Here is a 13,237-nt window from a genome sequence, read left to right on the forward strand (position 1 = left end):
CGCGGGACGTCAGGCGGTCAGGCCTGCCTCGTGCGCCACGATCGCCGCCTGCACCCGGTTCTGCGCGCCGAGCCGGGTCAGGATGGCGCTCACGTGCCCCTTTACCGTGCCCTCGACCAGGTCGAGGCGCCGGGCGATCTGCGCGTTCGACAGGCCCTCGCCCAGCAACGCCAGCACGTCGCGTTCCCGCGCGGTCAGCGACTCGACCTGTGACCGCGCCTGTCCCACCCTGCCGCCGCGGAACCGGGTGATCATCCTGGCCGCCACCTTGGGCGCCAGGTAGGCGCCGCCGGACGCCAGCGCGTGCACTCCCGCGATCAGCTCGCGCGGATCGCCCGACTTCAGCAGGAACCCGCGCGCGCCGCCGTCCAGCGCCCGTTCCAGGTAGCCGTCGTCGTTGAACGTCGTCAGCATCGCCACGCCGAAGCCGAGCCGCGTCAGCTCACGAGCCGCCTCCAGCCCGTCCAGACGCGGCATCCTGATGTCGAGCAGCACGACGTCGGGCCGGTGCTTCAGCGCCAGGTCGACGGCCTCGCGACCGTCGGACGCCTCCGCCACGACCTCGATCCCCTGGTCGGAACCGAGGATGGCGCGCACACCCGCGCGCACCATCGCCTCGTCGTCGGCCAGCAGAACGCGAATCACAACTCCCCCAGGTGCGGCACCGTCGCCACCAGCTCGAACCTGCCGTCGCTCCGGCCGACCCGGAGGGTACCTCCCGCGAGCCGCACCCGTTCCCGCAACGCGATCAGCCCCAACCGGCTGCCGGTGCCCCGGCGCAACCCGGCGTCGTTGCCCGCCTCCACCACGGTGCTGCCCTCGGCCGACGTCACCCTCAACGACACCACGGACTTCGGCGCGTGCTTGGCGGCGTTGGTCAACGCCTCCTGGACCACCCGGCGCACGGTGGGCTCCACAGAGGACGGAAGCGGACCCTCCACGGTGAACTCGACCCGCATCCCCGCCGCCACGGCACGGTCCACGAGGTCCCGCAGGTCGACCACCGAGGGCGGGTCACCGTCGCGCAGCAGGAACACCAGGTCCGCCAAGCGTTCCGTGGCGGCGGAGGCGGTCAGCCGGAGCTGGGCGACGGCCTCCTGGTGCTCCGGGGGCAGGGTCATCTCCAGTGCGCCCGCCTGCAGGGCGAGCAGACTGAGCTCGTGGCCCAGCGTGTCGTGGACCTCGTGCGCGATCCGAGTGCGTTCTCGCAGGTGCGCGGCTTCGACCTCGGCCGCGGCCAGTGCGGCCTGCTGACCGGCGACCCGGCCGAGGAACCACGGCAACGCCACCGCCAACCCCACGACGATGAGCTGGGTGAACCCGATGAAACCCGCCGCGGCGAACATGATCGCGGGCCAGCCCGGTGCCATCCTGCGGCCCAGCAGGAAGGCCGCGACGAACGTCACGACGCACACCGCGACCGTCCACGGCGGCACGGTTTCGGTCATGAAGTAGGACATGGCGAAAGCCGTCGCGACGCAGGCCGCCAGTGCGAAGATCCTCATCGCGTCCACCTCACGACCGCCACGCTGATGTTCATCACGCTGGACACGCCCAACCACACCACAAGCGGCAGCGAGTAATGCGCGAACTGGAGGAGAGTGATGTCACGCCCGCCGCCGTACAGCAGGCCTACCAACGTGGGCATTGCCAGCAGCACGCCCAGCGGCGCGAACCTCAGCACCTGCCACGCCTTGGCGAACCGGCGAGGCCGCCGCAGCGCCCGAACCCCCAGCGCCAGGGACACCAGTGTGAAACCGGCCAGCACGAGGTCGATCAGCAGCCGGTACGAGGAGAGTTCGCCGGGCTCCTTCCCGTCGAGGACGTCGGCGATCCCGTTCTCCAGCTCGTAGGTGCCTTCGTTGCCGAGCGTGACGCCGCTGTTCGACATGACCGCGATCCCGTGCCCGGACGCCGTCAGCAGCTGCCCGGCGGTGCTCGTGAACCAGATCCCGCTGTGCCGCAACCGTCCCTGCCGGTCGGCCTCCCAGCCCAGCCCGTCCAGCGGCTTCACCCTCTCCTGCGCCGCCAGCCACTTCGCCATGTCCGCGGCCGTGCTGATCACCCCGTCCGATCCCGCGACGAACCGGTCCGGTTCGGTCAGCGGGACCGAGAACCCGTAGGCGTAGCCGTGGCCCTTGCGGTAGTCGGGCGGCAGGTCGCGCGGTGTCACGTCGATCGCGACGGTGTCCCGCATGCCGAGCGGCACGAAGACGTGCTCGCGCAGGTAGGAGTTGAAGTTCTCGCCCGAAGCCAGCTCGACCAGCCGTGCCGCCAGGTGGTAGTTGGTGTTGGTGTAGCGGAACTGGCCGTCGGGCACGGCGTCCCGCAGGACCTCCGCCGCGCGCTCCACCGCCTCCGCCGGACTACCCGGCTGCGGCAGGCTCTTCTCCGGCAACGTGCGGTCGCTGATGCCCGACATGTGGCTGAGCAGCTGCCGCGGCGTGACGCGCGAGCCGAGGACCGGGCGGTCCAGGTCGATCTTGCCGGCGTCGGCGAGCTGCCGGACCGCCAGCGCGGTGAACGACTTGCTGACCGAGGCGATCGCCATCTTCGAGTCCCCGGTGATCGGCGCGCCGGTCGAGTCGTGCCCGAACCCCTGGACGGCGATCACCTGGTCCCCCTGGGTGATCGCCACCGCGACGCCAGGATACGAAGCCTCGCCCAGATAAGCCGACACCAGCAGCGTGAGTGCTGCGCCCCAGATGCTCATGGGAGAGAACGTAAGGATCAACGGGCGAGGAAACCCGACCCGAAAGACAGAGCGGACCCCCGACGAAAGTCAGGGGTCCGCTCCGCACCAGGACGATCAGTGACCCGCGGCCATCTCCGCCGCCAGCCGGTCGTCGCCGCTCGTCTCCTTCAGCGGCTTCTCCTTGATGAACACGACCGCCAGCAGCGCCAGCACCGCGAACGGCACGCCCACGAGGAAGATCTCCGCCGTCGCCGTCGCGTAGATCTCGGCGATCACGGCCTTGACCTCCGGCGGCAGCACCGAGATGTCCGGCACCTGGTGGCCACCACCGTCGCCACCACCCATCGCGCCGAACTTCTCGGCGGTGAGCGACGAGACCTTGTTGGCGAGCACGGCGCCCAGCGCCGAGACACCGATCGCGCCACCCAGCGAACGGAAGAACGTCAGCGTCGACGTGGTCGCGCCGAGGTCCTTGGCCGGCACGTCGTTCTGCGCCGCCAGCACCAGGTTCTGCATCATCAGGCCGACGCCGACGCCGAGCACGAACATGTGCACGGACACCATGAACACGGTCGTCTGGGCGGTGATCGTGGACAGCAGCAGCATGCCGCCGACCATGACCACACCACCGGACACCAGGAACGCCTTCCACCTGCCGAACTTCGTGATCAGCTGTCCGGCCACGGTGGACGAGATCAGCAGACCGAAGATCAGCGGCAGACCCAGCAGACCGGCCTGGGTCGGCGTCTTGCCGAGTGAGAGCTGGAAGTACTGCGAGAGGAACACCGTGCCGCCGAACATCGCGACACCCACCAGGGCGCTGGCGACGGTCGTCAGCGAGACGGTGCGGTTGCGGAAGATCGACAGAGGCACGATCGGGTCGTGCGCGGTGGCCTCGACGCGGACGGCCGCGACCAGCAGCAGGACGCCCAGCGACACCAGGCCCGCGGTCCAGCCGGACCACCAGTCGAACTTCTGACCGGCGAGCGAGGACCAGATCAGCAGCGTCGAGACACCGGACACGATCAGGAACGCGCCCAGGTAGTCGATCTTCGTCTCCTCCTTGCGCACGACCGGCAGCTTCAGGGTGCGCTGGAGCATGTAGATCGCGGCGAGGGTGAACGGGATGCCGATGAAGAAGCACCAGCGCCAGCCCAGCCAGGAGGTGTCGACGAGGACGCCGCCGATCAGCGGTCCCGCGACGGTGCCGACGCCGAACACGGCGCCGAACATGCCGGAGTACTTGCCGAGCTCGCGCGGCGGGATCATCGCCGCCATCACGATCGTCGCGAGCGCCGTGACACCACCGGCGCCCAGGCCCTGCACCACGCGGCTGACGATGAGCATCTCGATGTTCTGCGAGAAGCCCGCGATCAGTGACCCCACCACGAACAGGCTGAGCGACGCCTGGATCAGCAGCTTGCGGCTGTAGATGTCGGCGAGCTTGCCCCACAACGGCACGGTCGCCGTCATCGCGAGCAGCTCGGCCGTCACGATCCACGCGAAGATCGACTGCGAGCCCTTCAGCTCGGAGACGATCCGCGGCAGCGCGTTCGACACGATGGTGCTGGCGAGGATCGAGACGAACATGCCGAGCATCAGGCCCCACATGGCCTGGACGACTTCTTGTTTGCTGTGGACCGGTCTTACTTCCGCTTCGGTGGTCATGAGGTTCCCCCTTCGTGGTGGTGCGGCGGCACGTGAGCCAGCCCGGTGCCGAACAGGTCGAGTGCCTCGCCGACGAGCTCACCCAGCGCGACGCTGTCGTCCTGGGCCCAGCGCGTGACCGCACAGCGGAACGCGGCGCTCCCGGCGGCGACCACCAGACGCGGGTACAGGTGGGACTCGGGAAGTCCCGCCTGCCGCGCCACCGCGTTCGCGAGCCGCTGCTCGGACTCCACGTTGTACGCGAACGCGCGGACCAGCAGGTCCGGCCGCTGCATCAGGACTTCCTTGCGCAGCAGCCACAGGTCACGGGCGTTGTTCAGCTCGTCGGTGATCTCGGCGAGCACGGAAGACCGGTACGCCTCGAACGGCGAGACCTCGTCCGGAGCGGACACGATGCGCTCGATCATGCGCGGACCCGCCTCGGGGTCCGCGCCGATGAGCGCCTCGTCCTTGCTCGCGAAGTAGTTGAAGAACGTGCGCACCGAGACGTCGGCCTCGGCGGCGATCTCCTCCACGGTGACGTGGTCGTAGCCCTTCTCGGCGGCGAGACGCACGGTCGCCCGCTCGAGCGCGGCACGCGTGCGGCGCTTCTTGCGGTCGCGCAGGCTCTCCTCCGGCTGGTTCACCAGCAAAGAATACAGGCTCGTTTTGCAGCGACTGCAACTTTGCAGTGTGAGAAAAATGACTCGCCGACGACGGCTATGACCAGGGTGTCTGCGACTTCTCCTGGAGCTCACCGTCCAGGAAGAGATCGACCTTCTCACTGAAGAAGCACGCCATGCCAGTGATTTTCTGGCTTTCCGGCAGCGGGGAACGGTAGATCCACACGAGGTCCTCGTGCACCGTCCCGTTCACCTGGACCGACCAGTACGTGGCGGTGCCCTTGTAGGGGCACTGCGTCTGCGTGTCCGAGGGCCTGAGCAGATCGAACCGAACGTCGCTCAACGGCAGGTAGTACCGCGGTGGAAGGCTCGTCTCGAACAGGATCCGCGGCTGCGCCGACGCCGCCAGCGTCACGCCGTCCAACGCCACCCGCACGTGCCGCGAGCTGTTCAGGACGTCGACCCGCTTGTACGGGTCGCGTGGGTGGACGTAGATCGGCTCGTCCTCCTCGAGCCACTCGTCCATGGCCGCGAACTCGAACCGGACCAGGTCGCGCAGCTCCTCGAACGGCGAGCCGGGAAACGTCACCGCCGCGGCCGGAGCCGTGCCCCCGGCCGTGATGACGTCGTGGACCACGCCGTCACCCCGGCTCGGTGAGCGCCTGGTCTCCCCCGTCGGCTTCAGCTCGGCGCGCACGGAGGACAGCGGCAGGTAGTAGGCCGGGTAGTGCGGGATCTCCCAGACCAGCCGCGGCGAGGTCGTGTCCGCGACCAGCTCACCGCCGAAGTACGCACGCACCCGCTTCGCCGAGTTCTCGACCCGCACCCGGCCACGCTCGTTCTCGCCCATGCCCCATACCAACACGGACCGGCCGGGCAGGCTTCCCGAAACGTCAGGCGTTGCCGTCGAACAGGCTCGTCACCGAGCCGTCCTCGAAGACCTCCTGGATCGCCCGCGCCAGCAGCGAGGCGATGCTGAGCACGGTCATGCCGGGGAAGCGCTTCTCGTGCGGGATCGGCAGGGTGTCGGTGAGGATCACCTCGCGCGCCTTGCTCGCGATGAGCCGCTCGTAGGCGTCGCCGGACAGCACACCGTGCGTGGCCACCAGGACGACGTCCTTCGCGCCCTGTTCCAGCAGCTGCCGCGCGGCCGTCGTACTCGTCATCGCCGTGTCGATCATGTCGTCGACCACCACGCACGTGCGGCCTTCGACGTCACCTACGACGCGGCTGGCCATGACCTCGTTGGGACGCAACGGGTCGCGCGTCTTGTGGATGAACGCGATCGGGCAGCCGCCCAGCAGGTCGGCCCACTTCTCCGCGAGCCTGGTGCGGCCGGCGTCCGGCGAGACGATCGTGAGGTCCTCGCCCTGGTAGCGGCCGCGGACGTGGTCGCAGAGCAGCCACATCGCGTGCAGGTGGTCGACCGGGCCGTCGAAGAAGCCCTGGGCCTGCGCGGTGTGCAGGTCGACCGTCACGATCCGGTCCGCCCCGGCGGTGGAGAGCATGTCCGCGACCAGCCGCGCCGACACCGGTTCACGACCGGCGTACTTGCGGTCCTGGCGCGCGTACGGATAGGACGGCACGACCGCCGTGATGCGCTTGGCCGAGGCGCGCTTGAGCGCGTCGACCATCAGCAGCTGCTCCATCAGCCAGTCGTTGATGGGCGCGCTGTGGCTCTGCATGACGAACGCGTCCGCGCCGCGCACCGACTCCTCGAAGCGGACGAAGATCTCGCCGTTCGCGAAGTCGTAGGCGGCCTGCGGGGTGATGGCGACGCCGAGGTCCTTGGCCACGGCCTCCGCCAGCTCCGGGTGCGCCCTGCCCGTGAGCAGGATGAGCTGCCGCTTGGCGACCCCCGACTTGCCGCTGACCATCGCCACGCTCCTGGATCGTCCTGCTGGAGAACCCGATCGTTCAGCATCGCCGCGAGATCACGCAATCACCGCGTCCGGCCGATGAGATTCCACGTTGCTGGGCAAGTCCCGTTAACCCATCGGGAACCCCTGAGGTGGCCCGATAGCGGGTGCGGGACCGCACGCTGGGTATAGATCGGTGGGGCCGCGTTCACCTCTCGGGGTATGTCTGGAGTGATTTCCCGCTTGGCGTGCTTGAAGGCCGAATAGCGTCCCTAGGCTCCTCCGCATGCCGGAAAACCAGGACCCACCTGGCGCAGCAGCACAGGCTCCACCGCCGAACCCGGTCGTGGTGGGCACGCCCATCCACGACCAGATCGCCGACAGCCTGGGAGTTCGCCAAAAGGATCGACGGCAGGACTGAGCGCGGTTATGAACACCCCATGCGTCTCTTCGTGCTCGGCGCCGTGGCGGCACTCGTGGTGCCCCTCGTGCCGGTGGCCCATGCCGCGCCCGCACCGATCGGATGGGTCGCGTGCGGCCCCGAACACCCCGGCTTCGAGTGCGCCTCGGTGCAGGTGCCGCTCGACCACGACGACCCGCACGGCCCGAAGACCTCGGTGGCGCTGACGCGCAAGCCCGCCACCGACCAGGCACGGCGCATCGGGTCGCTGCTGTTCAACCCCGGCGGGCCGGGCGCGTCGGGGATCGAGTACGTCTGGGCGTGGGGCGAGAAGATGTCGGCCGGGGTCCAGGGCCGGTTCGACGTCGTCGGCTTCGACCCGCGCGGCATCGGCCGGTCGAACCCGTTGCGCTGCTTCGGCTCCTCGCGGGAACAGGCGGAGTTCCTGGCCGCCGGGCCGATCTTCCCGTACGAGCGGGCGCAGGAACGGCCGTTCTTCGACCGCTACCGCTCGCTGGCGGCCCGGTGCGACCAGCCGATCGCCCGGCACATGAGCACCGCCGACGTCGTGCGCGACCTCGACCTGCTGCGGCGTGCCCTCGGCGACCGCCGGCTCACCTACTTCGGCACCTCGTACGGCTCCTACATCGGCACGACCTACGCGAACATGTTCCCCGGCAACATCCGGGCGCTCGCGATCGACGGCGTGCTCGACCCCGAACTGTGGTCGAGCGGCCGGCAGATCTCCTCGGACCGCGTCGCCACCGCCGCGGTCCTCGACGAGTTCTTCCGGCTCTGCGACGAGGCCGCGTGCGCGTTCGGCCCGGACTCGAAGCAGCGCTGGCAGGCGTTGCTGGCCTCGGTGCGAGTCCGGCCGATCACGCTCGGGACCCAGGTGTGGACCTACGACATGGTGGTCGCGCACGCGCTGCTCGCCGGGTTCGCCTCGGAGAGGTGGACCGACATCGCGACGGTGCTGGACCAGCTGTCGGACGCCTCCGCCGGACTGTCGGTGGCGGCGGCGCCGGACTACGACAACTTCTTCGACGCCAACCTGGGCACCATGTGCGCGGACATCGAGTTCCCGCGCACCTTCGGCGCGTACCGGGCGGTGGCCCGGTACGCGGAGGCGGGTTCGGAGTTCGGCCCCTACTGGTGGTGGAGCAGCAGCGCGTGCGCGGACTGGCCCGTCAACCCCGACCGGTACACCGGACCGTGGCGCGCCCGCACATCCGCGCCGGTTCTGGTGGTGGGCAACCACTTCGACGGCTCCACGGACTTCCAGGGCGCGCAGGCCGTCGCCCGGCAGCTGCCGAACAGCCGGCTGCTCGCCTATGCGGGCTGGGGGCACATCGCGTACCGGCGCAGTCAGTGCGCCATCGACCACATCCACTCGTATCTGCTCAACGGCGCGTTGCCTGAGGTCGGGACGGTGTGCCCGGCGAACCCGAACCCGTTCCTCGACACGGCGTCCCAACTGGCCGGTCACGACTTTCGGCGGTCGACGGCACCGGCCGCGAGCCGGTAGGAAGAGCGTTTCCGCGGACAAGGAGGGGAGCTTGTCGATGCGTCTCACCGTGCTGGCCGCCGCGGCCGCGCTGATGATCACCGGCACACCCGCTGTACAGGCCTCGGGATCTCCCGCGGTCCCGAAGATCGACTGGGTGGCCTGCGGGCCCGACCACCCCGGCTTCGAGTGCGCCTCGGTCAGGGTGCCGCTCGACTACGACAACCCGCGCGGCGCCACCACGTCGGTGGCGCTGGCGCGCAAACCCGCGACGGACAAGGCGCGCCGGATCGGGTCGCTGTTCCTCAACCCCGGCGGACCGGGCGGGTCGGGCGTGAACTTCGCGTTCGGCGCCGGCGAAACCCTGTCGGCGAACCTGCAGGGCCGCTTCGACATCGTCGGGTTCGACCCGCGCGGCGTCGGCAGGTCCGATCCGCTGCACTGCTTCGCGAGCGAGGAGGACCTCGGCAAGTTCTTCGAGGGCATGCCCGCCTTCCCGTACCAGACGGCGCAGGAACGGCCGTTCTTCGACCGGTACCGCTCGCTCGGCCCGGAGTGCCGTGACGACCAGACGATCGCGCGGCACATGAGCACCGCAGACGTGGCACGGGACATGGACCTGCTGCGCCGCGCCGTCGGCGACCGCAAGCTCAGCTATCTCGGCTTCTCGTACGGCTCGTTCCTCGGCGCGACCTACGCGAACCTGTTCCCCGACAACATCCGCGCGCTCGTGATCGACGGTGTGCTCAACCCCGAACTGTGGTCGAGCGGCCGGCAGATCGAGTCCGACCGGATCGCGACCAAGGAGGAGTTCCGGGAGTTCCTGCGCAACTGCGACGAGGCCCAGTGCGTCTTCGGGCCGCAGTCGGAGAAGCGCTGGGACGCGTTGCTGAAGTCGGTGCGCGCCAAGCCGATCGAGCTCGACGGCCAGGTGTTCACCTACGACGCGGTGATCAGCTTCGCGCTCGGCGCGATGTACTCGCCGAGCGGCTGGCCGGAGGCCGCGGCGTTCCTCGACCAGCTGTCCGACGCGTCCACCGGCGCGCTCTCCGTTGCGGCGGAACCGGATTACCCGAACGGGTTCGACTCCTACAACGGCAACGCGTGCGCGGACATCGAGTACCCGCGCGACTTCGGCACGTATCGAGCGGTTTCCCGTTACGCCGAAGCGGGGTCGGAGTTCGGGCCGGCGTGGTGGTGGGGCAACGCGGCGTGCGCGAACTGGCCGACCAACCCCGACCGCTACACCGGACCGTGGCACACCCGCACCAACGCCCCGGTGCTGGTGGTGGGCAACCACTTCGACGGTGTCACGGACTTCCGCGGCGCACAGGCCGTGAACCGGCAGCTCGCCGGCAGCCGGTTGCTCGCCTACGCGGGTTGGGGACACACGGCGTACGGGGTGAGCAAGTGCGCGACCGACCACACCAACGCCTACCTGCTCGACGGCACGTTGCCGCCGGCCGGCACGGTGTGCCCGGCGAACCCGAACCCGTTCCTGCCTTCGGTGGCGGCCGCTGAGCCGCTGTTCAAGCCGGCGCGGCGGTAGCTGCCGGGTTCGAGGTCGACGGCGGGACCGGGCGGAGCGTGGCTTGAGCGGCGCGCCCCGCCCGGTCCCGCTTCGGCCAACGCGGTCGCCAGCCACCCGGCCACCACGACGGCGAAGTGGGCGGCGTGCGGCATCAACGGCGCCGTTCCACCCCGCCCGACCCCAGTTCCTGCGCCAGCTCCACGGCCGCACGCGCCGGATCGTCGCCGAACCGGCTGGCGAACGCGTCGTGCACCCGCCAGCCCGCGTGGCTGAGCGCGCGCCATCGGGCGAGATGCGCCTGCACCCCCTCCGGGTGCGGGCGCGTCTCCACCGCGACGGCGTCCTCCTTCTCCCCCACCACCAGGTCCACCCGCCATTGCCCCACCGGATAGCCCGTGCGCACGGTCAGTCCGGCGGTCCGCAGCTCCGCGGCGAGACTCGCTGTCCAGGAGTCCGGCGGGTCGATGCCCGCGGTCTCGGTCGGCGCGATGTCGGCGTGCCGCAGGTACTCGCCGATCAGGCCGGGCGGTTCGGGCGCCGACGTGATCACGTGCACCTGCCGCCGGGCGCGGGTGGTCAGGACGGCCAGGAGGTTGCGGTCGTTCACGAACCGCCAGGCGCCGGGCTTGGCGTCCGCGGCGAGGCTGATCACCACCTCGTCGAACTCGCTGCCCTGCACGCCGTGCACCGTGCCGACGCGGACGCCACCGGTCGTGATCTCGTCCAGCGTCAGCTCGCTGAGCAGCGCTTCCTCCAGCACGTCGGCCTGCGCGCGGAACGGTGTCACGACGCCGATCGACCGCACGCCCGCGGCGACCCGTTTGCGCACGTGGGTGAGCACGGCGTCCACCTCGGCCTGGTTGACGCCCTTCGAGGTGCGTTCGCCGTCGACGCGTTCGGTGTCGATGCAGTCGACGTCCGCGATGGACGGGTGCGTGGTCAGCAGCGCGATCTTGCCGTCGTAGAACCTGGTGGCCGCGAACCCGATCAGGTGCGGCGCGCAGCGGTGGTGCTCGTCGAGCCAGTGCACGCCCGCCGTCGCCGCGCCCGCGTCGAACAGGCTGACCTTCGGCACGTCCAGCCGGTCGCGCAGGGCCTGCGTGCCCTCGGCGTCGACCGCCGCCTGCACCGCCTGGTCGCCGACGAACGACACGTGGCGCAGCTGCCGCGGGTCGCCGCCGATGACCGCGGACCGTCCCCGCAGCAACGCGGGCGCGGCCAGCGGCTGGTCGACGTGGCTCGCCTCGTCGATGATCACCAGGTCGAACATGCCCGGCACCGGCGGGAGGATGTCCTCCACATCGGACAGCGTGCCGACCCACAACGGCAGTGCCGCCACCAGGTCCGCACTGTCGATCTCGGCGAGGCCGCGCCGTCGTGCCGCCCGGCCCGACCGCAACGCCTTCGCCAGCGCCGCCACCGCCCGGCGTGCGCCCGCTCCCCTGCGGCTGACCGCGTACTCCTTGAGCCACGCGGCCGTGGCCGTCCGGCTCACAATGTCCTGCTCTGCCAGCAACGGTCTCAACGAGGCGAACGTGGTGCCGCCGTTCGCACCGATCCTGACGGAGGCCGCGGTCTGCTCAGCCGCCGTGATCGCGGCCGCCAGGTCCTCCGCCGACGCCTCGTCCGCGCCGGTCAGTCCGCGGGCCTTCTTCAACGCCCACCCGGTGCGCAGTCCACTGAGGAATCCGGTGCGCGGCCTCAGCAGTCCGCGCAGTTCAGCGAAGTCGACGTTGGCACCGAAGGCTTTGGGTGCGACGGCCCGGTGCGAGGGCATCAACGCCTGGTGTTTCCGGGCTTCGGCCGCGAGTTGCTCGTCCGTGAGCGACCCACCGGCCGTGCGTTCGACACGGGCGACGGCAGCGGCGGCGGCGCGCCGGGCGCGGTCGAGTTCGTTCAGCTGGCCGGGATCGCTGGTGGCGGTCAGTCCGTCACTGAGCTCCCGCGCCATCTCGTGCCGCAGCTCGGAGTCGCCGAAGAGCACGGGCACCGGCCCGCCTGCTTTGCGCAGCGCGGCACCGAGGACGTCGGCGGCGTTGCGCGTGCGGCTCGCGAGCAGTACCGACTTGCCCGCCGCCACGGCGTCGAGCGCCAACGCGGCCAGCGTGTGGGTCTTGCCGGCACCGGGCGGCCCGCCGACGACCGTGATCCGCGCACGGCGGGCATGTTCGACCGCACGCATCTGGCTGTGGCTGAGCGGCAACGCCGAACTGATCGGCTCGTCGCGGTCGTCCGGTTCGATGCCGGCCCCGTAGAGCGCGGCGAACGCCGTGCCGTCGATGCCCTTCTTGCCCGACCAGTCGAAGAGCGCGGTGCCCTGTTCGGTCTTCACGACGGGCTCGCCCGCGTGCAGCCCTGCACCCATCGCCACGACGAGCTCGCTGCCGGAGATCAGCTTCCTGGGGTCGTCGTGCACGATCGGCACGTTCTCGAACCCGGCCTGGCGGAGCGTCTCGGTGATCCACGCCCTGGTCGGGGCGAGTGAGGCCTCCCGTTCGGCCGTCCTGGCCCAGTCGTCGATCAGCGGGAAGACCCCGGCGTCACCGGCGACGTGGTAGGCGTAGCCGAGCCCGATCCCGTGGTGCAGCCGCACCGGCCGGGACACCAGCGGCAGGCAGACCCGCCGCCGCTGCCCGCCGATCTGCGCGGGCCCGGCCAGGAACGCCCAGCCCAGCCGCAGCAACCGGTCCTCCTGGTGCAGCGCGTCGAACGCGGCCAGGCGCGCGACCTCGTCGCGGGACCGCTTCGGCGCGGTCCACGGGACCGGCGTCCAATGCGGACCCTCCTGCACGAGCGTGATCGCCCGCCACGACGGCTCGTGGTCGCCGAGCCACAGCAGACCGGCGGCCTTCGTCAGGTCGAGCTGGACCTTCTGCGGCTGCTCGGCGGCACTCAACCGGGCGAGGGTGCGCAGGACGGCGGGAACGTTCACGGCGTAGATGGTGCCATCACGATCGATGCCACCGTCTACGCCG

At 70.4% G+C, this 13,237-nt stretch carries 10 protein-coding genes; 2 read left to right on the forward strand and 8 right to left on the reverse strand.

Going from position 1 to position 13,237, the window contains the following annotated elements:
* Positions 1-9: 9 nt before the first annotated feature.
* From ACRSBM_RS19925 to ACRSBM_RS19955, 7 genes are all read right to left on the reverse strand, one after another.
* Entirely contained in the window at positions 10-645 is a 636-nt protein-coding gene (locus tag ACRSBM_RS19925) for a response regulator (RefSeq protein ID WP_434445121.1), read from the reverse strand.
* Positions 642-1,505 (reverse strand): sensor histidine kinase, encoded by an 864-nt coding sequence (locus ACRSBM_RS19930; RefSeq protein ID WP_434445122.1) that lies wholly within the window; start codon positions 1,503-1,505, stop codon positions 642-644. Before ACRSBM_RS19930 ends, ACRSBM_RS19925 begins: the two co-directional genes overlap by 4 nt.
* Positions 1,502-2,713 (reverse strand): serine hydrolase domain-containing protein, encoded by a 1,212-nt coding sequence (locus ACRSBM_RS19935; RefSeq protein WP_434445123.1) that lies wholly within the window; start codon positions 2,711-2,713, stop codon positions 1,502-1,504. The genes ACRSBM_RS19930 and ACRSBM_RS19935 overlap by 4 nt, the downstream gene beginning before the upstream one ends.
* A gap of 96 nt (positions 2,714-2,809) precedes the next feature.
* Positions 2,810-4,363, reverse strand: coding sequence for an MDR family MFS transporter (locus ACRSBM_RS19940; protein ID WP_434445124.1), 1,554 nt, complete (start codon positions 4,361-4,363; stop codon positions 2,810-2,812).
* The gene (locus ACRSBM_RS19945) at positions 4,360-4,989 is read right to left on the reverse strand and encodes a TetR/AcrR family transcriptional regulator (protein ID WP_434445125.1); all 630 of its coding nucleotides are present in this window, start codon (positions 4,987-4,989) and stop codon (positions 4,360-4,362) included. Before ACRSBM_RS19945 ends, ACRSBM_RS19940 begins: the two co-directional genes overlap by 4 nt.
* Before the next feature lie 73 nt (positions 4,990-5,062).
* On the reverse strand, positions 5,063-5,815 hold the full coding sequence (locus ACRSBM_RS19950) for a DUF427 domain-containing protein (RefSeq protein ID WP_434445126.1): 753 nt from the start codon (positions 5,813-5,815) through the stop codon (positions 5,063-5,065).
* Between the two features lie 43 nt (positions 5,816-5,858).
* Complete coding sequence (locus ACRSBM_RS19955; protein WP_434453139.1) at positions 5,859-6,842, reverse strand: ribose-phosphate diphosphokinase; 984 nt, start codon at positions 6,840-6,842, stop codon at positions 5,859-5,861.
* A gap of 422 nt (positions 6,843-7,264) precedes the next feature.
* Between ACRSBM_RS19955 and ACRSBM_RS19960 the strand changes: the two genes are divergently transcribed.
* Together ACRSBM_RS19960 and ACRSBM_RS19965 are read left to right on the forward strand one after the other, a co-directional pair.
* Complete coding sequence (locus tag ACRSBM_RS19960) at positions 7,265-8,752, forward strand: alpha/beta hydrolase (protein WP_434445127.1); 1,488 nt, start codon at positions 7,265-7,267, stop codon at positions 8,750-8,752.
* 37 nt (positions 8,753-8,789) lie between these two features.
* Positions 8,790-10,280: an alpha/beta hydrolase gene (locus ACRSBM_RS19965; RefSeq protein WP_434453142.1), complete on the forward strand. Its 1,491-nt coding sequence runs from the start codon at positions 8,790-8,792 to the stop codon at positions 10,278-10,280.
* A gap of 133 nt (positions 10,281-10,413) precedes the next feature.
* Here the strand turns inward: ACRSBM_RS19965 and ACRSBM_RS19970 are convergent, their stop codons facing one another.
* A complete protein-coding gene (locus tag ACRSBM_RS19970; protein ID WP_434445129.1) occupies positions 10,414-13,194 on the reverse strand; it encodes an AAA domain-containing protein in 2,781 nt (926 codons plus the stop codon).
* Positions 13,195-13,237 lie beyond the last annotated feature (43 nt).

It is taken from the genome of Lentzea xerophila, assembly GCF_051094245.1.
GTDB classification, from domain to species: domain Bacteria; phylum Actinomycetota; class Actinomycetes; order Mycobacteriales; family Pseudonocardiaceae; genus Lentzea; species Lentzea xerophila.